We start from the raw sequence: 21,677 nt of genomic DNA on the forward strand, positions 1-21,677 counted from the left end.
AGACATGACCAGTTCATGCCATGCCTGCGAAGCGCTTTCCCCCCACATTCGCTCTCCCTCCCCCACGAGGAGACACGATGCTCGGATCCCCTCCCCCACACAGGCGCTTGAGGGCGCTCGTCGCGGCGGTCTGTACGGCCGTGCTCGGCGCCGGGCTGCTCGGCGGCGTCGGCACGGCCGGCACCGCCGACGCCGCCGGCGCCGGGGCGGCCTCCCTGGACACGGCCCCCGCCGCCGCTGCCGCACCACGGGCCGGCTCCAACGTGGTCGGATACTTCACCAACTGGGGTGTCTACGACCGCAATTACCACGTCAAGAACATCCAGACCTCCGGCTCCGCGGCCAAGCTCACGCACATCAACTACGCCTTCGGGAACGTCACAGGCGGCAGGTGCGTGGTCGGTGACGCCTTCGCCGACTACGAGAAGACGTACACCGCCGACCAGTCCGTCGACGGCGTCGCCGACACCTGGGACCAGCCGCTGCGCGGCAGCTTCAACCAGCTGCGCAAACTGAAGAAGCTCAACCCCCAGCTGAAGGTCATCTGGTCCTTCGGCGGCTGGACCTGGTCCGGCGGCTTCACCGAGGCCGCGCGGAACCCGGCGGCGTTCGCCGACTCCTGCTACAGCCTGGTCGAGGACCCGCGCTGGGCCGATGTCTTCGACGGCATCGACATCGACTGGGAGTACCCCAACGCCTGCGGCCTCTCCTGCGACACCAGCGGGCCCGCCGCGTTCAAGAACCTGATGTCGGCGCTGCGGACGAAATTCGGCTCGTCGAACCTGGTCACGGCCGCGATCACGGCCGACGCGAGCAGCGGCGGCAAGATCGACGCCACCGACTACGCGGGCGCGGCACAGTACGTCGACTGGTACAACCCGATGACGTACGACTTCTTCGGCGCCTGGGCGGCCCAGGGCCCGACCGCCCCGCACTCCCCGCTCACCTCGTACACCGGCATCCCGCAGCAGGGCTTCAACACCGACGCGGCGATCACCAAGCTCAAGGGCCTCGGGATCCCGTCCGGCAAGCTGCTGCTCGGCATCGGCTTCTACGGGCGCGGCTGGACCGGTGTGACCCAGGCCGCACCCGGCGGCACGGCGACCGGGCCCGCACCGGGCACGTACGAGCAGGGCATCGACGACTACAAGGTGCTCAAGACCAAGTGCCCGGCCAACGGAACGGTCGCGGGCACGGCGTACGCGCACTGCGGGACGCAGTGGTGGAGCTACGACACGCCCGCGACGATCACCGGGAAGATGGCGTACAAGAACCAGCAGGGCCTGGGAGGCACCTTCTTCTGGGAGCTCAGCGGCGACACGGCCAACGGCGAGCTGATCAAGTCGATCAGCTGAGCCGCAGCGGACCGGAGGGGGCGGGGAACGGGTCGGTTCCCCGCCCCCTCTGTCACAGCAGGCCGGTCTGGGTGACGAGCATCGCGAGGACGACCACGAGGACCCAGCCCATGAGGTGCTCGACGATCTTGGGGCCGTCGTCCTTGGGCCCTCCGGTACGGGCACGGGCGGTGGTGGCGGTGGTGGCGGTCATGGCTGCTCGCTCGGTCGTCGCGGTCGTGGGCGTCCTCCGTCGGAGGGTGTGACCCGTCCACAGTGCCAGTCGGCGCGCCTTCGGTCAGTGACACCGGTCACGGCCGCAGATGACGCCGGCGCAGCAGCAGCGCGGGGGTCGCCGCCGCCACGGCGACGGCCGCGGCGGCCACCGCCCAGACCGGGCCGGACGCGCTGTCCGCGCCGAGGGCATGGTCCACCGACCAGGGCCCCGGACCGGTCACCGCGATGACGAGCGCCAACGCCCCGTAGACGAACGGCACTTCGTATCCGCCCTGATGGGCCCAGAACCCGGTGGCGGCGCCCGGCGCGGCCGCGACGATCATCGTGCCCGTGACGATCGCGGCCGCGAGCGGGGTCGCCGCGCCGCAGGCGAGCAGCAGCGCACCGGCGAGCTCGCAGGCGCCGGCGAGCAGGACCAGCGGCTTGCCGGGCCGGAACCCCCAGCTCTCGAAGACCGGCGCGGTGCCGCTGGGCCCCATGCCGCGAAACCAGCCGAGCAGTTTCTGGGCCGCGTGCCCGAACAGCAGCCCCGCCAGCAGCAGACGCAGGAGCAGCAGCCCGGCGCTCATGTCGCGATGTCCGGGTACGGGAGGGAGAAGTGCGCCAACTGCTCGGCGTACAGCTTCTGGAAGCCAAGCCCTTCGTGGTCGCGCTCGAACATCGCGATGAAGAGCGTCAGGGTGAGGAAGGGGTGGGCGCCGAGCTCGAACAGCCTGGGGTGGTCGTGGGACGCGAGCGCCTCGCGCTCGGCGTCGTCGAACGTCAGCCAGGTCGACGACTCGCCGCTGGTGCAGTTGAGGAGGGTGTTGGCCACGTTCGCCTCCCACCACTCGACCGTGCCGCGCGGGTCGTTCCGGTACCGCTCCACCAGTTCGGGGTCGCGGTCGACGGTGTAGAGGAACTTGTTCAGCAGGTACCTGCTCATGCCCGGACTCCCTTCGGGTACCAGGTGAAGTACGCCTCCATGGTGTGGAACAGGTCGAGGGTGTCGACATGGTCGGCCTTGGCGCCCTCGCCGGCGACGCCCATCATCAGCATGAAGTCCATGAAGCCGTGCGTGGCGTTCCCGGGCCGGTGCAGGCTGTCGAGGGTGACCTCGGAGAGACAGCCCTCGATGTCCCCCTCGGCGATCCACTCGACCGCGCGGCGGTCGAACTCCGGGTCGGGTCCGTGCTCGCCGAACTGGCGCGGGCCGCCGAGCTCCAGCGACAGGTGCCCGGTGCCGATGACGGCGACGCGCTGGTCCGCCGGCCAGCCCTCGATGATCTCGCGGATGCTCCGCCCCAGTTGGACGAAGCGCTTCGGCTGCGGCAGCGGCGGGGCGAAGATGTTGGTGTAGATCGGCACGATCGGCAGGTCGGCCTCGGGTCGCAGCGTGATGATCGGGCAGGTGATCGAGTGGTCGATCCGCAGCTCGTTGCTGAAGGCCAGGTCGAAGCCGGCGTCCAGGCCCTGGCGCAACACATGGGCGGAGAGCTCCTCATGCCCCTTCAGGAGCATCTTCGGCAGGCCGAACTCGCGCTCCTCGTTGAAGAAGTTCGCGTCGTAGAACGGTGCCTTGCCGACCAGGAACTGCGGCATGTTGTCCAGCCACAGCTGGTGGAAGTGGTCGGAGCCGACCATGACCAGCACATCGGGGCGGGCCCGGGTCAGGGTCTCCCGGAATCTCTCGATCTTCGCGACCCATGCGTCGGCGAACGGCGGCCGGTCCTCGCCGGTCGCCGTGCTGGCCCGGTAGTAGAAGGGATGATGGGTCGAGGCGATGACCGCAACCAGTTCTGCCATGGTGATTCCTTCATCGGCTGCCATCTCGGGTGCTCTGACTGGTGCTGCGCTGCGTTGTGCTGTGCTGTGCTGTGCTGGCTGCGTGGTGCTGTGCTTGGTGCGTTGTGCCGAGTCGTGCGGAGCCGTTCGGACCGCCGCGCGGGTCAGCCGCCGGGCGGGGCGACGTACCGGGCGTTGCGGTCGACGGACAGATAGACGTCCATTCCGAGGGGTGAGCGCTGCTCCTCGGCGAGGTGCCCGAGCAGACCGGCCGCCCGCGCCAGCAGTGCGAAGCCGCGCAACAGACCGACGGGCAGGCCGAGATCGGCCAGGGCCGCACCGCACACCCCGGCGCCGTTGAGCGGGAGGGTACGGCCGAGGACCTTCGGGTGGACCCGGCCGACGGCCTCGAACAGCCGCAGGTGCGGCCCCTTGAGCCCGTTCTCCTCGGCGATCCCCAGCAGCACCGGCGTCCGGGGGTCCTGGACCTTGTGGACCGGGTGCCCGAGTCCCGGGACGAGCCGCCCCTGCGACCGGGCCGCCCGCACCGTCTTCAGTGCCAGCTCGTCCCAGCCCGCGTCGTCGCCGTCGCCGGGCAGTGGTCCGTCGTGGGCGGACACGGTCTCGTGCAGGAAGGCGCCGCAGTCCTCGGTCACGCCGAGGAAGCGCGAGCCGCCGCCGAGCAGGCCGGCCGCGAGCGCCCCCTGTACGGAGTCCGGAGCGGACAGGTACGTCAGCCGGGCCGCGATCGCCGTCGGCGTGAACCCGTGGTCGGCAAGCGCGACGAGGACGGCCTCGAAGACGCGGACCTCGCCCGGCTCCGGGCGGCGCTGGGTGACCAGCCACAAGGCCAGCTCGCCGAAGCCGACCTTGCCCATCAGCTCGCCGGCCAGGTCGTGGCCGAGCAGGGTGATGGTGCTGGCGTCCGATGTGCCCAGCGAGGTCGGGTACGAGGTCGCTTGCTGCGGCGGTCGGCCCGTCGCCGGTTGCTGTTCCACGGTGCTGCTCCTTCGGTCGGGGGCCGGCAGCGGCCACGGGCTTCGGCGAGGGTTTCGGCGAGGGTTTCGGCGAGGGTTTCGGCGACGGGTTCGGCGACCGCTCAGCCGCGCGGGGCCGTGAGCCAGGCACGCAACTCGGCGCCGTGCTCGTCCAGGCCCGGCGGGGGCAGCCGGTAGCGCGGCGGAGTGGCCGAGAACGAGATCGGATGCCGCACCGTCGGTACGGCCGCGTCCCCCTCGCCGACCACGACCACCGGGTCGAGGCCCACTTCCTCGGCGAACGCGACGCCTTCGTCGATGGTGTTGATGGGCGCGCACGGCACCCCCGCGGCGAGCAGTTCGTGGAACAGGTCCTTCTTGGTGCGCTCTGCCAGGCGCTCCACCAGCAGTGGCCGCAGTTGTTCGCGATGGGCGGTGCGGTCCTGGTTGCGGGCGAAGCGCGGGTCGCCCGGGAGGTCGGGGAGTCCGAGCACCTCGCACAGCCTCGCGAACTGGCCGTCGTTGCCGGCGATGACGATGAGTTCGCCGTCGGCGACGGGCAGGGGCTCGTACGGGAACAGACTCGGGTGGGCGTTGCCCATCCGTCGGGGGACGTCGCCGCCCGCCACGTAGGCGCTGGAGTGGTTGACCAGGCCGGAGAGCGCGGACGAGAGCAGATTGACCTCGAGGCGCTGGCCGGTGCCGGTCAGGTCGCGGTGGTGCAGTGCGGCGAGGATGCCGATCGTGGCGTGCATGCCGGTCATCACGTCGAAGACCGAGATGCCGGCCCGGTAGGGCGGGCCGTCCGGGTCGCCGGTCAGGCTCATGAGCCCGGAGATCGCCTGCACCATCAGGTCGTACCCGGGCAGGGCGGTGTCGGCGCGGGAGCCGAATCCGCTGATCGAGGCGTAGACGACGCCCGGGTTCAGGTCCCGGACGGCGTCGTAGTCCAGACCGAACCGCGCCAGCCCGCCCGGCTTGAAGTTCTCGATCACGACATCGGCGCGTGCGGCGAGTTCACGGGCCAGCGCCGCGTCGTTCCCGTCCTTGAGGTCCAGGGCCAGGGACCGCTTGTTCCGGTTGACGGCCAGGTAGTAGGTGGAGACCTCGTCGCGCACCGGCGGGAGCCAGGTGCGCGTGTCGTCTCCCCCGGGGCTCTCCACCTTGATCACTTCGGCGCCCATGTCCGCGAGCAGCATGGTCGCGTACGGACCGGCGAGGATGCGCGAGAAATCGGCCACCAGCAGTCCGCGCAGAGGCCCGCGGGCGCTGCTGTCGCCGGACCGAGCCGTTTCATCCTCCATGCCTCAGCACTCCCTTTGACCCATTGCCCGCTGTACGGACATTCGTCCGTACAGCGAAAGTCTCAGGAGTACCTGGAGTACGTGTCAAGACTCGGGCGGGAGAATCAGGTGACGGGCCGCCGTGGGATCGCGTCGTAGCGCGCGAAGTCGGCGCTCACATCACCGGCCGCCTGCAGGAGCAGCGGCAGGTACTCCCCCGTCAGCGTCTCCACCGAGGTCTCCGCGGCGTGCACCGTCACGTTCATCGCGGCGATCACCCGGCCGGTGCCGTCGCGCAGCGGCGCCGCCACCGACCGGATGCCGGCGGCGAGTTCCTGGTCGGTCAGCGTCCAGCCCTTGGCCCGCACCTCCCGCAGCGTCGCGTCCAGCTCCGGCCGGTCCAGGCCGCGGCGCGGCTCGACCCCGGCCCGGCTCGGCTCCGCCAGCGCCTTGTCCAGCTCCTCGGGCTCAAGGCCGGCGAGCAGCACCTTGCCCAGCGAGGTCTGGGGGGCGGGGAAGCGGGTGCCGATGCTCACCGACAGGGCGATGATCTTCGGCACGGCGACCCGGGCGACATAGACGATGTCGGAACCGTCCAGCTGTGCGATGGAGGTCGACTCGTGGGTCCGGGCGACCAGGCGCTCCATGTGCGGGCGGGCCACCCCCCACAGCCCCATGGCCTGCACATAGGTCAGGCCGAGTTCGAGCACCCGGGCGGTCAGGGTGAATCCGCCCGCCGGGAGTGCGCGTACGTACCCCAGCGATTCGAGGGTCAGCAGGATCCGGCGCGCGGTCGGGCGGGCCAGGCCGGTGGCCGTGGCCACCTCGCTCAGGGTCATGACGGGCGCGTGCGGGTCGAACGCCTTGATGACGTCGAATCCGCGGGCGATCGCCTCGATGAAGTTCGGGTCGTCGTCGCGACGAGGCACGGTGGCTCCTGCTGCTCGGAGGTGTGGGCGCCGCCAGGCGGTCCCGCCCAGAGCCTAGCTTCCCTGGTCCGTCCGTCCGCATGACGGACGGACCAGGCACCGCCACGCTTCCGAGTCCGGCTTCCGCGGTCTTGTGCGGAGTATTGACAGCCTCCCCGGCTCGACCCATGGTTACGCCAACGCCCCGACGTCCGCCAAACGGACAGTCGTCCGTTCATTGGCCGGAGCGGGGAACGGGCGCAGCGACCAGCGGCCGGCCACCAGCGACGTAGGAGTCGGAGGAGCCGAATGAACACGGCCAGCAGACCCGGCGGGAACGGCGAGGGCCCCGTGGCGGGCTCCTCCCTGGTGTTCCGGGGCGGAACCGTCCTCACCATGGACGACGGCAGGACCGTGCACGCCGCGGCCGACGTCCTGATCGTCGGCGAGCGGATCGAGGCCATCGGTCCGTCCCTGGCCGTCCCGGACGGCACGGTCGAGATCGACGCCGCCGGCGGCATCGTCATGCCCGGCATGATCGACACCCATCGGCACATGTGGCAGACCGCCATACGCGGCTACGGCGCGGACTGGACCCTCACCCAGTACTTCGTCTGGTACTACCTGGAGCACGGGAAGCACTTCCGGCCCGAGGACGTGCACGCCGGCAACCTGCTGTCCGCCCTCGAGGCGCTCGACGCGGGCGTGACCACGACGGTCGACTGGTCGCACGGCCTGCAGACCGTCCAGCACGCCGACGCCGCCGTCGACGCCCTGGAGGAGGTCCCCGGCCGCTTCGTGCTCGCGTACGGCAACATCCAGGCCGCGCCCTGGGAATGGTCGGCCGCGCCGGAGTTCCGCGACTTCGTCCGGCGCCGCTTCCACGGCAGCGACATGCTCGGCTTCCAGATGGCCTTCGACGTGACCGGGGACCCGGCGTTCCCGGAGAAGGCGGCCTTCGAGGTCGCGCGCGACCTGGGGGCCACGGTGACCACGCACGCCGGGGTGTGGGGCGCCACCAACGACGACGGCATCCGGCTGATGCACGACCACGGCTTCATGACCCCGGGCACGGTCTACGTGCACGCCGCCACCCTCGGCGCCGACTCCTACCACCGCATCGCGGCCACGGGCGGCTCGGTGTCGGTGTCGACCGAGAGCGAGCAGAGCTGCGGGCAGGGCTACCCGCCCACCTGGATCCTTCGCTCGCACGGAATCCCCGTCTCGCTGTCCATGGACACCAGCGTGTGGTGGAGCGGGGACCTGTTCTCCGCGATGCGCGCCACCCTCGGCGCCGACCGGGCCCGCGAACACCTCGAAGCGCACGCCGGGAGCGAGACCGTCACCCACGTCCACCTGCGGGCCGAACACGTCGTGGAGTGGGCCACCCGCGGCGGGGCCAGGGCACTCGGCCTGGACGACAGGGTGGGCAGTCTCGAAGCAGGCAAGAAGGCGGACGTCGTCCTGATCAAGAACGACCACTCCCCGGTCATGTTCCCGGTCCTCAACCCGTACGGCCACGTCGCCTTCCAGGCCCAGCGCGGCGATGTGCACACCGTCGTGGTCGACGGACGCGTCGTCAAACGCGACCACCGGCTGGTCGGCGTCGACCTCGCCAAGGCCCGCCGCGGCGTCGAGGCGACGGTCGAGCACCTGCGGGCACGGCTCGGGACCGCGGCCTGGGAGCGCGGGATGAACCCCGACATCCCCGAGACGAAGGTCCTGGACAACCCGTACACGTACACCGGCTACCGCAGCGCCGCCACCCACGGCGGCTGATCCCGCTCGTCGGCGCCCGCGCCACCGCTCCGCCCGCGCCACCGCTCCGCCCGCGCCCCGCGCTCCGGATTCCCCACGCGTCGAAGACCACTCCCCCGCGGCCACGACCGGTCGCCGTCCCCGAAGGAAACGTCCCGTGGTTGATGCACCTCCGACGACGACCTCTTCCGCTCGGCCGTCGCCACGACACCTGACGCCCGCCGCCGTCGCCGTCGGCTTCACCGTGCTGTGCGTCTCGTACATGCTCAACGCCATGGACCGGCAGGTCTTCTATCCCCTCCTGCCGGAGATCCGCCAGGAGTTCGGGTTCTCGCTCGACCAGGGCGGCCTGCTGGCCACCGGATTCACCCTCGGCATCGCCCTGGCCGGGCTGCCCGCCGGCTATCTGATGGACCGTCTGTCCCGCAAGAGCATCGTCGTGATGAGCGTCCTGATCTACTCCCTGGGGACCCTGGCGATCCCGCTCGCCTCCGGCTTCGTCGACATGAGCGTCTACCGCCTCGTCTCCGGTGTCGGCGAAGGGATGCAGGCCACGGCCCTGTACGCGATCGTCGGCGCCTTCTTCTTCCACCGCCGGGCCGTCGCCGCCGGTGTGGTCGGGGTCGCCTTCGGCGCGGGTGTCTTCCTCGGCCCCCTCGTCGGCAACCGGATCGCCGCGGCATGGGGCGACTGGCGCGGACCGTTCTATGTCTTCGCCGCGGCCGGCCTGGTCGTCGCCCTGCTCATCGCCGTCGGCGTCCGGCGGACGATGACCGAGTCGGTCACCGGCACGACGGCTTCGGTGTCGGACTACGGACACGTGCCGGCCAGCCCCTTCAACCGCAACACCCTCGGCATCGGCATCGCGTGCGCGGTGTCCGGCCTGGTGTTCTACGGATTCCTCGGTCTCTACCCGACGTTCCTGCGCGAACACCTCGGCTTCGGCGCCGGGCAGGCGGCCCTGGCCGTCTCCTTCTCGGGCTTCGGCGCGATGATGGCACTGCCGGCCGGCTGGCTGGGCGACCGCTTCAACCAGCGCAATCTGCTCGGCCTCGCCTTCCTCGCCACCTCCGCGACCGCGACGCTGACCTACCAGTACGCCACCTCGGCCCCGGCCCAGTACGTGCTCGCCTTCCTCATGGGCGCCTTCGCCAGCGGCTTCCTCTTCACCAACTGCACCACCGCCATGCAGCGGGCGGTCCGCCCCGAACACGTCGGACGGGGCGCCGGGCTGTTCATGCTGACCTACTACGTGGCCGCGGCGTTCTCCGGACTGCTCTTCGCACGGCTCGTCGACGCGTTCGACTGGGGCGGCGCCGGGCTGTGGCAGCTCACGGTCCTGCCCGCACTCGGCATCGCCGGCCTCGCCCTGGTCGACACCGGGAGAATGGTGGTGCCGCGCCGCACCGACGCCGGCTGACGGGGGCTCAGCGGATGCCCAGCTCCCGCAGTACGCGCTGCTGCCCCGCGGTCGCGCCGGTGGGCCAGTAGAGGTACGCGACGCCTCCCGTGCCGCTTCTGACGTTGCCGTTCGCGTCGTACCGCTTCGTGCGCAGCCAGATGTTCTCCCACTCGCGGCGGCGGTAGACCCGGCGTACGGCCGCGTTGCTCGGCGAGGCCGGATCGTTCGCGATCACGTCGCCGGCGGCGGTGAAGCCGATGACGGTCATCAGATGGCCGGCGGTGCCGTACCCGGCGCCGGTGAGCTCCTCCTTCAGGAAGGACTGCGACGTGATGGCCGGGATTCCGGCGCCGACGAGCCGCTCCAGCTCGTCCAGCGAGTGCAGCCGGGTCACGACGGCGTTCATGTCCCGGTACGTGGCCGCGTAGGCCGCGTTGAAGGGCCAGTTGCCGCAGCCCTCGTACTGGTAGTCGTAGGTGTGCCGGGCCGCGTGGCACACCTGCGGATCGGCGAAGGCCGGGTCGACCCAGGCGAGGTCCGCGGCGGTCGGCTTCCGGCCCCAGTACTCGATGATCATCTGGGAGGAGGTGGGGCTGCACCACGCCTCGCCGCCGTTGTCGTACTCCGGGTACTGGCCGATGTGCGTGTTCTGCGAATAGCGCGGCACGCCCAGCTCGCGGCCGAGGCGGGGCGTGGACGCGGGCACGGTGAAGCGGTCCGGAACGGCGGACGCCATCGCCCCGACGCGCCACACGGTGGGGGTGAGCGTCGTGCCGGGCCTGCGGTAGAGCGTGAGCCGCAGCCGGTACGACCCGAGCCGGAGCCCGCTCGCCGGGTCGTCGAGCGAGAGGGTGTCGGTCCAGACGGTGCTCTTGCCGTCGGTCTGGTCGTCGACGGAGGTGCGGCGGATGTCGGCCTCGCCGTCGCCGGAGGTCCAGCGGCCCATGACGAACCAGGGGCTCGCGGTGCCGTCCGAGTACGTGCCCGAGAGCTCCGCCTGCAGCCAGGTGCCGGCCGGGGTGCGGGCGTTCCACGAGGCGATGACCTCCGTCGCCGGGACCCGGGGGCGGTGGACGGGCGAGGTCCACGTGGCGTACTCCCACACCGCCGTCCTCCCCGTGTGCGGGTCCGCGTACTCGGCGCGGCCCGCGGCGGAGGCGATCACCAGCGCGGGGCGGTGGCCCGCGACGGCGCGGGTGCCCGCCCGGGAGCCCTGCGACCAGTCGGCGTACGAGCTCCAGAAGCGGTTGTCGACGAGGGGGCCGTCCGCGGCGCCTGCCGGGGAGGAGGTCGTCGCGGACGCCGAGGACGCCGACGCCGCACCGGCACCGGCACCGGCACCAGCAGCGGCGGCGGCGAGGGCGGCAGCAAGGACGGCTCTGCGCGAAGCGGCTCTGGTCACGGGAACCTCCGTCTTCCGTCTCGGGTGCGTCAGCCTCGTGCGCTCGTGTGCGTCAGCGCGTCCGAGGCGCGGCAGTGGGGCAACTATCCCGGCTCCGGAAGGGCTTCTGCCAGAGACTCGCGCGAGCCGAGCCGACCAATATTGGTCTCAACCAGTGGCATGACCTGCGGCGGCCGCGGCGGCCCTGCCGAGGCGCCGCTTAGGGTGGCAGCCATGGACCCCGCCGCTCCCCTCGACCGCCTCGATCCCGCCCGCGCCGCCGCGGGACTGCGCGCGCTGCCGCCGTCCTGCGGCCCGGTGCGGCTGATCGCGGTCGACGGGCACGCGGGCTCCGGGAAGAGCACCTTCTCCGCGCTGCTCGCCGAGGCGCTCGGCGGCGCTCCCGTACTCCATCTCGACGATCTGGCCACGCACGAGGAACTCTTCGCGTGGACCGGCCGGTTGCTGGACCAGGTGATCGGCCCCCTGTCCCGGGGCGAGAGCGCGCACTACGAGCCGTACGACTGGCATCTGCGCCGCTTCGGTGCCCCGCGCCCGCTGCCCGCCGCGCCGGTCGTCCTCGTCGAGGGCGTCGGGGCGGGCCGCCGGGCGCTGCGGCCCCATCTCGCCCGGCTGCTCTGGATGGACCGGGGCCCGCACGAGTCCTGGGCGCGCGGCCGTTTCCGGGACGGACCGGAGCTCGGCGCCTTCTGGGACGAGTGGACCGTGGCGGAGAGCCGCCATTTCGCCGGCGATCCTTCGCGCCCCTTCGCCGACACCTTGGTACGGGAGTGGCGTGAGGGGTACAAGTGGCTGCCGGGACCTGGTGCGACAGCGGGAGCGAACCACTTCCTCACGGAACGTGACCGACTCTCACCCCCGTACTGAGCAGTCGGAAATCCACTCCGCCGAGTGCCCCAACTCGGCTTGACCCAAGGGCCATACAGGTCTTACGTTCTCAATGTGCGGCTTTCAGGAGCCGCCCAGACGCGAAGCCCCCGGTTGTTCCCCCGTGATCGGGGGCTTCGTTCTGCCCGCACCCCGCTCGCCCGGTGCCGCAAACAGCACGCTGCGCTCACCCAGGGTCACCGTCCCGTGGACGCCCTTCTCACCCTCGCGCCACCCTTAATCACCTGCCCCCTGCGCAGGTACGATGCCTTTCGGTGCGGTCAATTCCCGTCCGCGAGAAGGTGGTTCAGCACGCTCCGACGGGCGCCCGCCCGGCGGGAGGTCACGGGGGCACGGTATGTGGGGGACCCGATGGACATCGGCACGCAGGGCACGCCGGCGCCGGCCGACCTCGCCTGGGTGCGCGGCGTGGACGCCTACACCATGGGCGCGTATCCGCAGGCGGAGGAGGAGTTCAGGACCGCGGTGCGGCTCGATCCCGGAATGGCGGACGGCTGGCTCGGTCTGCACGCGCTGCGCGTCGACACCACGACCGCGCTGCTGCGGATGTACCGCAACCGGGAGCGCTTCGGCGAGCAGCGCGCCAGGCACCGTCGCACGCTGAACTCGTGGTACTGGCTGGGCTGGTGGGTGCAGCCGGTGCTGGAGAACCCGCGCGACCTGTTACTCGCGCACGCCTCGCACTGGCTGGACGGGCGCCATGTGCCCGAGCTCGACCGGGCGCTCGCCGGACTGCCGCCCGTCGACACGGACCCACAGGTCCGCTTCCTGCACGCCTGCCGGGCCTATCTGGTCAAGGACTGGGAGCAGCTCGTCCGGCACACCGAGCCGCTCGTCAACGATCCGCTGCTGGGCATCGAGGCCGGGCTCTTCGGCGGCATGGCGCGGGTCCGGCTGGAGATGTACGGGCAGGCCGAGCCGCTGCTGTCCGCGGCGCTGATGCGGTGCCGCAGCGAACAGCCGCAGCGCAAGGAACTGCGCTACTGGCTCGCACGCGCCCACGAGGGCACCGGGCGCAGTGCGGCGGCGCTGCCGCTGTACCGGGCGGTGCACCGGGTCGACCCGGCGTTCATGGACACCGCGGCGCGGCTCGCGGCGATCGCGGAGTACGACGGAATCGACGGGCCCGACGAGCCGGCCGGGCTGGCCGCGGTGTCCCTGGCGGGCGCGGGCGCCGGCTCGGGCGGGGGCTTCGGCCAGGACGTGGTGGACGCGCAGGCCGATGCGGAGCCGCCGGCCGGGCCGGAGCCCCGCTTCGGCCCCGAGCCGCAGCCGCAGTTCGGCGTGGTGGCGCCGGCCGGGCCGGCCGACGGCGTACGGGAGAAGGCGGGAATGCCCTCCCAGGCGGCGCCCGCGCAGTACGCGTCGGGCCCCACGGATCCGGTGCTGCTGGCCGACGCGCTGGCCGAGCTGGAGCGCATGGTGGGACTGGAGCCGGTGAAACGCCAGGTGAAGGCGCTCTCGGCACAGCTGAACATGGCCCGGCTGCGAGCCGGGCAGGGACTGCCGGTGCAGCCCCCGAAGCGCCACTTCGTCTTCTCGGGCCCCTCCGGCACCGGCAAGACGACCGTCGCGCGCATCCTCGGCCGGGTCTTCTACGCGCTGGGGCTGCTCGGCGGCGACCACCTGGTGGAGGCGCAACGGGCCGACCTGGTGGGCGAGTTCCTCGGCCAGACCGCGGTGAAGGCCAACGAGCTGATCGACTCCGCGCTCGGCGGGGTGCTCTTCGTCGACGAGGCGTACGCCCTGTCCAACACGGGCTACAGCAAGGGCGACGCCTACGGCGACGAGGCGCTCCAGGTGCTGCTGAAGCGTGCCGAGGACAACCGCGACCACCTGGTGGTCATCCTCGCGGGCTACCCGGAGGGCATGGACCGGCTCCTCGCCGCCAACCCCGGGCTGTCCTCACGGTTCACGACCCGGGTCGACTTCCCCTCGTACCGCCCGCTGGAGCTCACCGCGATCGGCGAGGTGCTCGCGGCGGCCAACGGCGACCTGTGGGACGAGGAGGCGCTGGACGAGCTGCGCTCGATCAGCGGGCATGTGGTGGACCAGGGGTGGATCGACGAGCTCGGCAACGGGCGGTTCCTGCGCACGCTCTACGAGAAGAGCTGCGCGTACCGGGACCTGCGGCTGTCGGGGTACGCCGGTACCCCCACCCGGGAGGACCTGGCCACCCTGCGGCTGCCGGATCTGATGCAGGCGTACGGGGAGGTCCTGTCCGGCCGCGGCCCGGTGGACCGCGGCCCGCAGGACCCGACGGGGCCCTGAAGGGCGGGCGCCCGGGACCGAGCCCGGGCGCCCTTCACGCCGCGTCCGCCGCGTCCGCCGTCAGCCCGCCAGCGCGCGTTCGCCGCCCGGTGCCGGGGCCATGGGGACCGGGACGACAGGGACCTCCCGGTGGGCCGGGTCCCGGACCTCGCCGACGAGCATCTCCAGGACGTCCTCCAGGGCCACCAGCCCCAGCACCCGCCCCGACGCGTCCGCGACCTGCGCCAGATGCGTCGCCGCCCGCCGCATCACGGTCAGCGCGTCGTCCAGCGGCAGCTCCGCCCGCAGCGTCGCCATCGGCCGCCAGATGTGCTGCGGCACCGCCCGTTCGCCGTCCTCCAGGTCGAGGACGTCCTTGACGTGCAGATAGCCCATGAACGGGCCGCTGCCCTCGCCGCGCACCGGGAAACGGGAGTAGCCGGTGCGCACCGTCAGCTCCTCGACTTGGCGCGGCGTGACCGACGGGGGCACGGTGACGAGGGCCGACCGGGCGATGAGGACGTCCGTCACCGGGCGGCTGCCCAGCTCCAGCGCGTCCCCGAGCCGCTCCTGCTCCTCCGGGTCCAGCAGACCCGCCTGGCCCGCGTCCTCGACCAGCCGGCCCAGCTGGTCGCTGGTGAAGACGGCCTCGATCTCGTCCTTGGGCTCGACCCGGAACAGCTTCAGCACCAGACGGGCGCAGGCCCCGAGCCCCACCGTGACGGGGCGGCACAGCCTGGCGAAGCCGACCAGCGCCGGGCTGAGCCATAGCGCGGTCTTCTCGGGGCTGGCCATCGCGAGGTTCTTCGGGAGCATCTCGCCGATGACGAGGTGCAGGAAGACGACGACGGCGAGCGCTATGACGTAGCCGAGCGGATGGACCAGCCCCTCGGGGACGTGCACGGCGTGGAACACCGGCTCCAGCAGATGCGCCACCGTCGGCTCGGCGACCGCGCCCAGCGTCAGCGAGCAGATGGTGATGCCGAACTGCGCGGCGGCCATCATCTGCGGCAGGTTCTCCAGACCGTGCAGCACCTGCCGGGCCCGGGTCGAGCCCGCGGCGGCGAGCGGTTCGATCTGGCTGCGGCGCACGGACACCAGCGCGAACTCGGCGCCGACGAAGAAGCCGTTGCCCAGCACGAGGAGCACGGCGAACAGCAGTTGGAGGACGCTCACCGGGCCGCCTCCACCGGCTCGACGACCGTACGCACGAGCCGCACGCGTTCGGCCCGGTACCGGTCCACCTGCCGCACCGACAGGCGCCAGCCGGGCAGCTCGGCCCGGTCGCCGGGTGCCGGGATGCGGCCGAGGAGATCGGCGACGAGCCCGGCGACGGTCTCGTACGGGCCGTCGGGCACGTCGAGCCCTATGCGCCGCAGTGTGAGGACGCGGCAGCTGCCGTCGGCCTCCCAGGCGGGCCTGCCGTCCTCGGGGGCGGCGGGGGCCAGCTCGGGCCTGCCGTCGCCCTCGGCGTCGTGCTCGTCGCGCACCTCGCCGACGAGCTCCTCGACGATGTCCTCCAGGGTGACGACGCCCGCCGTGCCGCCGTACTCGTCCACGACGACGGCGATCGGCTGCTCGCTGCGCAGCCGCTCCAGGAGCTGCTGCACGGGCAGGGTCTCGGGGACCAGGAGCGGCGGGACGGCGATACGGCCGACGGGGGTACGCAGCCGCTGGTGGGCCTGGACGGCCAGGGCGTTCTTCAGATGGACCATGCCGACGACCTCGTCGATCCGGTCGCGGTAGACGGGGAACCGGGAGAGCCCGGTGGCGCGGGTGAGGTTGAGGACGTCCGCCGCGGTCGCGTCGGACTGGAGGGCGCTCATCTTCACGCGCGGGGTCATGACGTGCTGGGCGGTGAGCCGCCCGAGCGAGAGGGTCCGCACGAAGAGATCGGCCGTGTCCTGCTCCAGCGCTCCGGCGCGGGCCGAGTGGCGGGCGAGGGAGACCAGTTCGCCGGGGGTACGGGCGGAGGCGAGCTCCTCGGCCGGCTCGACGCCGAAGGCCCGGACCAGCCGGTTGGCGACGGCGTTGAGGAGGGCGATCACGGGCCGGAAGACGGTCGAGAAGGCGTGCTGCGGGCCGGCCACGAACCGGGCGACCTGCAGCGGCCGTGACACGGCCCAGTTCTTGGGGACGAGCTCGCCGATGACCATCTGCACGGCGGACGCGAGCAGCATGCCGATGACGACGGCGACGCCGGACACGGCCCCGTCGGGTATGCCGATCGCGATGAGCGGCCCGTCGAGGAGCTGCGCAAGGGCGGGCTCGGCGAGCATGCCGACGACGAGCGAGGTGATGGTGATGCCCAGCTGGGTGCCGGAGAGCTGGAACGACAGCTCGCGCAGGGCTCGTACGACACCGCGGGCGCGGCGGTCGCCCTCGGCCGCGGCGCGCTCGGCGTCCGCGCGCTCCACCGTGACGAGGCCGAATTCGGCGGCCACGAAGAAGCCGTTGGCGAGGATGAGCAGGAATGCCGCGCCGAGCAGCAGTAGCGGGATGATCATGCCGCCGCCTCGGGTGAGGGGGCGGCGCAGGTACTACCGGACGATCCGTCCATTGCCGGAGGGAGTCACTCCTCGGGTCGCGGGTGGTGGCCTCACGGGCCTTCGGTGGCCACGCGGGTGTGAGGCGGAGGCGCGCCGGGCGCCTCCGCCTCCAGAGTAAACATGACCGTGCCCCACTGGGCAGGGGCTCAGGGCCTGTCGTCCGTGCCGGTGCCACGGGACTCCGCGAGGGCGCGCAGGGCCCGTGCGTCGCGGACGGCGTGCTGTCGGTTGATTCCGGGCTGGATGCCGAGGGCCGGGAGGCTGGTGCCGTCACTCAGATCGAGGAAGACCCAGGGGTCACCCGGACGGAGGTTGACACGGAGGATCTCCGCCCACTCCAGCCGGCGGCTGCGGGTGAGGTTGACCACGGTGACCCCCTGCTCGTCGGCGACGACCTTGGGGCGGCTCAGCAGAGCCAGGACGCCGAAGAACGCGAGCGCGGTGAGGACGAAACTGATCCGCTCGCCCGGGCTGAGCTTCTCCAGCGCGAAGGCGACGGCGGTGATGACGGCGAACATCACCGTGCCGACGGTCAGCAGCACGGCCCGGGTGCGGGTCGGCCGGAAGGTCACGGGGAGCGCGGGCAGCTCCTGTTGGTCCACGGACATGATCGGCGCCGCTCCTCAGAGACGGCAGGCGTGGATCGCCGTGGTCAGGATGGCGCGGGCGCCGAGTTCGTACAGATCGTCCATGATCCGCTGTGCCTCCTTGGCGGGGACCATCGCGCGGACGGCGACCCAGCCCTCGTTGTGCAGGGGGGAGACGGTCGGCGACTCCAGGCCGGGGGTGAGGGCGACGGCCTGCTCCAGGTTCTCGACGCGGCAGTCGTAGTCCATCATCACGTAGCTGCGGGCGACGAGGACGCCCTGGAGGCGGCGCAGGAACTGCTGCACCTTCGGGTCGTCCTCCGCGGCGCCCGTACGGCGGATGACGACGGCCTCGGAGGTGAGGATCGGCTCGCCGATCACGCCGAGTCCGGCGTTGCGCAGGCTGGTGCCGGTCTCGACGACATCGGCGATGACCTGGGCGACACCGAGTTCGATCGCGGTCTCGACGGCGCCGTCGAGGTGGACGACGGAGGCGTCGATGCCGTTGTCGGCGAGGTGCTTGGCGACGATGCCCTCGTACGAGGTGGCGATCGTCAGCCCGCCGAAGTCCTCGACGCCGGCGGCGGTGCCGGGCTTGGTGGCGTAGCGGAAGGTGGAGCGGGCGAAGCCGAGCCGGAGGATCTCCTCGGCGTTGGCGCCGGAGTCCAGCAGCAGGTCGCGGCCGGTGATGCCGATGTCGAGGCGGCCCGAGCTGACGTAGATCGCGATGTCGCGGGGGCGCAGATAGAAGAACTCGACCTCGTTGTCCGGGTCGACCAGGACGAGTTCCTTGGAGTCCTTGCGCTGGAGGTAGCCCGCCTCATGGAGCATCTCCCCCGCAGGTCCGGAGAGTGAACCCTTGTTGGGGACGGCGATGCGCAGCATGGGGTGGGCTTCCTTCGTGTGCGTAGGTGCGTGGGTGCGTGGGTGCTTGCTGAGGAAGAGCTCGTACGGCGTACGGAGCGAGTGTGCTCAGAGGTGGGCGTAGACGTCGTCCAGGCTGATCCCGCGCGCGACCATCATCACCTGGACGTGGTACAGCAGCTGGGAGATCTCCTCGGCGGCGGCTTCCTTGCCCTCGTACTCGGCGGCCATCCAGACTTCGGCGGCCTCCTCGACGACCTTCTTGCCGATGGCATGGACGCCCTTGTCCACGAGCTCGGCGGTGCGGGAGGTGGCCGGGTCGCCGTTGGCGGCCTTCTGCTGGAGCTCGACGAAGAGCTCCTCGAAAGTCTTCTTGGACATGGTGGTCCCACCCTACGCGGAAGTGGTCCCTCCTCAGCGCCAGGGTTCGGATACTGAACGCAGCGTCGCCGCGGTGGCCACGGCGGCGGTGACCGCCTCGTGTCCCTTGTCCTCGTGCGAGCCCTCCAGACCGGCACGGTCGAGCGCCTGCTCCTCGGTGTCACAGGTGAGCACGCCGAAGCCGACGGGGACGCCCGTGTCGACGGACACCTGGGTGAGGCCCTGGGTGACGCCCTGGCACACGTACTCGAAGTGGGGCGTGCCGCCGCGGATGACGACGCCGAGCGCCACGATCGCGTCGTAGCCGCGGCCCGCGAGCACCTTGGCGACGACGGGGAGCTCGAAGCTTCCGGGGACCCGCAGCAGGGTCGGCTCGTCGATGCCCAGCTCGTGCAGGGCGCGCAGGGCGCCGTCGACGAGGCCGTCCATGATCTTCTCGTGCCACTGGGCCGCGATCACGGCCACGCGGAGGTCTCCGCAGTTGCGTACGGACAGTTCGGGTGCGCCCTTGCCGCTCACGTTTCTCCTTGAATCCTGTTGCTGATCGCGCTGGTCTTACTGGTTGCTTCCGCAGGCGGACGCGGCGGTCGCGGCGTCCAGCCAGGGCAGGTCGTGGCCCATCCGGTCCCGCTTGGTGCGCAGGTACCGCAGGTTGTGCTCGCCCGCCTGCACCGCCATGGGTTCGCGGCTCTCGACCTTCAGGCCGTGCCGCACCAGCGCGGTGATCTTGTCGGGGTTGTTGGTCAGCAGCCGCAGGCTGCGGACGCCGAGGTCGTCGAGGATCTGCGCGCCCGCGGCGTAGTCGCGGGCGTCGGCGGGCAGTCCGAGTTCGAGATTGGCGTCCAGCGTGTCGCGGCCGCGCTCCTGGAGCTCGTAGGCGCGCAGCTTGGACAGCAGCCCGATGCCGCGGCCCTCGTGGCCGCGGAGGTAGACGACCACGCCGCGGCCCGCCTCGGTGATGCGCTCCATGGACGCCTCCAGCTGCGGGCCGCAGTCGCAGCGCAGCGAATGGAAGATGTCTCCGGTGAGGCACTCGGAGTGGACGCGGACGAGGACGTCCTCGCCGTCGCCGATGTCGCCGTGGACGAGCGCGACGTGCTCGACGCCGTCCACGGTGGAGCGGTAGCCGTACGCCGTGAACGCGCCGTGCACGGTCGGCAGGTTGACCTCCGCCTCGCGGCGGACGGTCGGCTCGGAGGTGCGGCGGTAGGCGATCAGGTCCTCGATGGAGATGATCGTCAGGCCGTGCTTGCGGGCGAACGGGACGAGCTCGGGCAGCCGCAGCATGACGCCGTCCTCGCCGGCGATCTCGACGATCGCTCCGGCGGGGCGCAGCCCCGCGAGCCGGGCCAGGTCGACGGCGGCCTCGGTGTGGCCGTTGCGCACGAGGACGCCGCCGGGCTTGGCGCGCAGCGGGAAGACGTGCCCGGGGCGGACGAAGTCGCCGGCCTCGGCCTTGCCGCTCGCGAGCAGTTGGAGGGTGGTGGCCCGGTCGGCGGCGGAGATGCCGGTGGTCACGCCGTGCGCGGGGGCCGCGTCGACGGAGACGGTGAAGGCCGTGCTCATCGACTCGGTGTTGTGCTCGACCATCTGCGGCAGCCGGAGCCGCTCCAGCTCGTCGCTCTCCATGGGCGCGCAGATCAGCCCGCGGCATTCGCTCATCATGAACGCGACGATCTCGGGGGTGGCCATCTCGGCGGCGACGACGAGGTCGCCCTCGTTCTCGCGGTCCTCGTCGTCGACGACCACAACGGGCCGGCCTGCGGCGATGTCGCGGACGGCCTGCTCCACGGGGTCGAGGGAGAGGTCCTCCTCCGGGTGCCAGACGGGCAGTGCACTCATGCCGCCGCTCCTTCCAGGGCAGGGGTCGTACGGGTCCGGAGCCACCAGTCGCGCAGGCCCCACAGGACGAGCCCGCCGTAGACGACGTAGACGAAACCGGAGAAGGCGAAGCCGTTGGCGAAGGTGAGCGGCACGCCGACGAGGTCGACCAGCAGCCAGGCGAACCAGAACTCGACCATGCCGCGTGCCTGGGCGTACATGGCCACCAGCGTGCCGACGAAGATGTACGCGTCCGGCCACGGGTCCCACGACAGGCTTGGGTACGCGGTGAACAGCAGGGCGACGGCGATGGTGCCGAGGGCGGCTCCGGCGAGCATGACACCGCGCTCGCGCCAGGTGGCGAAGCGGACGGCGATGGCGCCGTCCTGGGCCTGCTGCCGGCCGCGGGTCCACTGCCAGTAGCCCCAGGCCGCGACGGCCATCACGACGACCTGCTTGCCGGCGCTGCCGGTCAGATGGGACGTGGCGAAGGCGGCGAAGAGGATGAGGCCGGACAGGAACTGGGCGGGCCAGGTCCATATCGAGCGGCGCCAGCCGAGCGCGAGGGCGATCAGGCCGATCACGTTGCCGGTCATGTCGGACCACTTGATGTGCTGCCCGACGGCGGTGAACGCCTCCGAGTCCAGCCAGTCAAGGGCGCTCACTCGGCGCTCTCCTTCGCGTCCGCGCCGAGCATCCGCTCGACGTACTTGGCGATCACGTCGACCTCGAGGTTGACCGGGTCGCCGGGCTGCTTGATGCCGAGCGTGGTCAGGGCGAGGGTGGTGGGGATGAGGCTGATGGTGAAGTAGTCGCGCCCGGCCTCGACGACGGTGAGGCTGACCCCGTCGACGGTGATGGATCCCTTCTCGACGACGTAGCGCGAGAGCTCCGCGGGGAGCGAGACCCTGACGAGCTCCCAGTTCTCGGACGGGTTGCGCGCGATGATGGTGCCGGTGCCGTCGACGTGTCCCTGGACGATGTGCCCGCCGAAACGGCCGTCGGCCACCATGGGCCGCTCCAGGTTGACGCGGGAGCCGACGCCGAGCGCGCCGAGGCTGGAGCGCTTGAGCGTCTCGGCCATCACATCGGCGGTGAACTCGCCACCGCCGGTCTCGACGACGGTGAGGCAGACGCCGTTGACGGCGATGGAGTCGCCGTGCTTGGCGCCGTCGGTGACGACGGGGCCGCGCAGGCGGAAGCGGCACGCGTCACCGAGCTCCTCGACGGCGGTGATCTCGCCCAGTTCTTCGACGATTCCGGTGAACACGC

General features: G+C 71.6%; 22 protein-coding genes. 5 read left to right on the top strand and 17 right to left on the bottom strand.

All coding sequences use genetic code 11. The features are described from left to right. Positions 1 to 77 precede the first annotated feature (77 nt). On the top strand, positions 78 to 1,355 hold the full coding sequence (locus KK483_RS04390) for a glycoside hydrolase family 18 protein (protein ID WP_262003871.1): 1,278 nt from the start codon (positions 78 to 80) through the stop codon (positions 1,353 to 1,355). A gap of 52 nt (positions 1,356 to 1,407) precedes the next feature. Here the strand turns inward: KK483_RS04390 and KK483_RS04395 are convergent, their stop codons facing one another. The 7 genes from KK483_RS04395 to KK483_RS04425 form a co-directional block, all read right to left on the bottom strand. Continuing rightward, entirely contained in the window at positions 1,408 to 1,548 is a 141-nt protein-coding gene (locus KK483_RS04395; protein WP_262003874.1) for an SCO1431 family membrane protein, read from the bottom strand. Positions 1,549 to 1,645: 97 nt separating this feature from the next. Further along, complete coding sequence (locus KK483_RS04400; RefSeq protein WP_262003875.1) at positions 1,646 to 2,140, bottom strand: DoxX family protein; 495 nt, start codon at positions 2,138 to 2,140, stop codon at positions 1,646 to 1,648. Further along, entirely contained in the window at positions 2,137 to 2,496 is a 360-nt protein-coding gene (locus tag KK483_RS04405; RefSeq protein ID WP_262003876.1) for a hypothetical protein, read from the bottom strand. The genes KK483_RS04400 and KK483_RS04405 overlap by 4 nt, the downstream gene beginning before the upstream one ends. After that, positions 2,493 to 3,356, bottom strand: a complete 864-nt coding sequence (locus tag KK483_RS04410) for an extradiol ring-cleavage dioxygenase (RefSeq protein ID WP_262003877.1) — start codon at positions 3,354 to 3,356, stop codon at positions 2,493 to 2,495. Before KK483_RS04410 ends, KK483_RS04405 begins: the two co-directional genes overlap by 4 nt. Before the next feature lie 143 nt (positions 3,357 to 3,499). Continuing rightward, positions 3,500 to 4,333, bottom strand: a complete 834-nt coding sequence (locus KK483_RS04415; protein ID WP_262003879.1) for a citryl-CoA lyase — start codon at positions 4,331 to 4,333, stop codon at positions 3,500 to 3,502. A gap of 101 nt (positions 4,334 to 4,434) precedes the next feature. Next, positions 4,435 to 5,616, bottom strand: a complete 1,182-nt coding sequence (locus tag KK483_RS04420) for a CaiB/BaiF CoA-transferase family protein (RefSeq protein ID WP_262003880.1) — start codon at positions 5,614 to 5,616, stop codon at positions 4,435 to 4,437. Between the two features lie 104 nt (positions 5,617 to 5,720). Then, a complete protein-coding gene (locus KK483_RS04425) occupies positions 5,721 to 6,524 on the bottom strand; it encodes an IclR family transcriptional regulator C-terminal domain-containing protein (RefSeq protein WP_262003881.1) in 804 nt (267 codons plus the stop codon). Positions 6,525 to 6,812: 288 nt separating this feature from the next. Here KK483_RS04425 and KK483_RS04430 point away from each other — a divergent pair, with 288 nt between their 5' ends. Both KK483_RS04430 and KK483_RS04435 read left to right on the top strand, forming a co-directional pair. Further along, positions 6,813 to 8,282, top strand: coding sequence for an amidohydrolase family protein (locus tag KK483_RS04430; RefSeq protein ID WP_262003882.1), 1,470 nt, complete (start codon positions 6,813 to 6,815; stop codon positions 8,280 to 8,282). A gap of 136 nt (positions 8,283 to 8,418) precedes the next feature. Further along, positions 8,419 to 9,681 (top strand): MFS transporter, encoded by a 1,263-nt coding sequence (locus tag KK483_RS04435; RefSeq protein WP_262003884.1) that lies wholly within the window; start codon positions 8,419 to 8,421, stop codon positions 9,679 to 9,681. 7 nt (positions 9,682 to 9,688) lie between these two features. On the opposite strand, the gene KK483_RS04440 is transcribed toward KK483_RS04435, so the two are convergent. After that, positions 9,689 to 11,065, bottom strand: coding sequence for a C39 family peptidase (locus tag KK483_RS04440; protein WP_262003885.1), 1,377 nt, complete (start codon positions 11,063 to 11,065; stop codon positions 9,689 to 9,691). A 213-nt stretch (positions 11,066 to 11,278) separates the two neighbouring features. On the opposite strand from KK483_RS04440, the gene KK483_RS04445 reads away from it, so the two are divergent. Beyond that, entirely contained in the window at positions 11,279 to 11,932 is a 654-nt protein-coding gene (locus KK483_RS04445; RefSeq protein WP_262003886.1) for a uridine kinase, read from the top strand. Between the two features lie 372 nt (positions 11,933 to 12,304). After that, on the top strand, positions 12,305 to 14,224 hold the full coding sequence (locus KK483_RS04450) for an AAA family ATPase (RefSeq protein WP_262003888.1): 1,920 nt from the start codon (positions 12,305 to 12,307) through the stop codon (positions 14,222 to 14,224). Positions 14,225 to 14,284: 60 nt separating this feature from the next. Here the strand turns inward: KK483_RS04450 and KK483_RS04455 are convergent, their stop codons facing one another. The 9 genes from KK483_RS04455 to KK483_RS04495 all read right to left on the bottom strand — a co-directional run bounded on the left by KK483_RS04455 (position 14,285) and on the right by KK483_RS04495 (position 21,675). After that, a complete protein-coding gene (locus KK483_RS04455; protein WP_262003889.1) occupies positions 14,285 to 15,379 on the bottom strand; it encodes a hemolysin family protein in 1,095 nt (364 codons plus the stop codon). Continuing rightward, positions 15,376 to 16,710, bottom strand: coding sequence for a hemolysin family protein (locus KK483_RS04460; protein ID WP_262003890.1), 1,335 nt, complete (start codon positions 16,708 to 16,710; stop codon positions 15,376 to 15,378). Before KK483_RS04460 ends, KK483_RS04455 begins: the two co-directional genes overlap by 4 nt. A gap of 188 nt (positions 16,711 to 16,898) precedes the next feature. After that, positions 16,899 to 17,360, bottom strand: a complete 462-nt coding sequence (locus KK483_RS04465) for a PH domain-containing protein (RefSeq protein ID WP_262003892.1) — start codon at positions 17,358 to 17,360, stop codon at positions 16,899 to 16,901. Positions 17,361 to 17,375: 15 nt separating this feature from the next. Further along, positions 17,376 to 18,224 carry an ATP phosphoribosyltransferase gene (gene hisG / locus KK483_RS04470; RefSeq protein ID WP_262003894.1) on the bottom strand — a complete coding sequence of 283 codons (849 nt, stop codon included), beginning with the start codon at positions 18,222 to 18,224 and terminating at the stop codon, positions 17,376 to 17,378. 87 nt (positions 18,225 to 18,311) lie between these two features. Next, the gene (locus KK483_RS04475; protein WP_262003895.1) at positions 18,312 to 18,584 is read right to left on the bottom strand and encodes a phosphoribosyl-ATP diphosphatase; all 273 of its coding nucleotides are present in this window, start codon (positions 18,582 to 18,584) and stop codon (positions 18,312 to 18,314) included. Between the two features lie 33 nt (positions 18,585 to 18,617). Then, on the bottom strand, positions 18,618 to 19,103 hold the full coding sequence (ribH, locus tag KK483_RS04480; protein WP_262003897.1) for a 6,7-dimethyl-8-ribityllumazine synthase: 486 nt from the start codon (positions 19,101 to 19,103) through the stop codon (positions 18,618 to 18,620). A 36-nt stretch (positions 19,104 to 19,139) separates the two neighbouring features. After that, entirely contained in the window at positions 19,140 to 20,426 is a 1,287-nt protein-coding gene (locus KK483_RS04485; protein WP_262003899.1) for a bifunctional 3,4-dihydroxy-2-butanone-4-phosphate synthase/GTP cyclohydrolase II, read from the bottom strand. After that, positions 20,423 to 21,070, bottom strand: a complete 648-nt coding sequence (locus KK483_RS04490; protein ID WP_262003901.1) for a nicotinamide mononucleotide transporter family protein — start codon at positions 21,068 to 21,070, stop codon at positions 20,423 to 20,425. Before KK483_RS04490 ends, KK483_RS04485 begins: the two co-directional genes overlap by 4 nt. After that, on the bottom strand, positions 21,067 to 21,675 hold the full coding sequence (locus KK483_RS04495) for a riboflavin synthase (RefSeq protein ID WP_262003903.1): 609 nt from the start codon (positions 21,673 to 21,675) through the stop codon (positions 21,067 to 21,069). Before KK483_RS04495 ends, KK483_RS04490 begins: the two co-directional genes overlap by 4 nt. Positions 21,676 to 21,677: the final 2 nt, after the last annotated feature.

This window comes from Streptomyces sp. FIT100 (assembly GCF_024584805.1).
Lineage (GTDB): Bacteria > Actinomycetota > Actinomycetes > Streptomycetales > Streptomycetaceae > Streptomyces.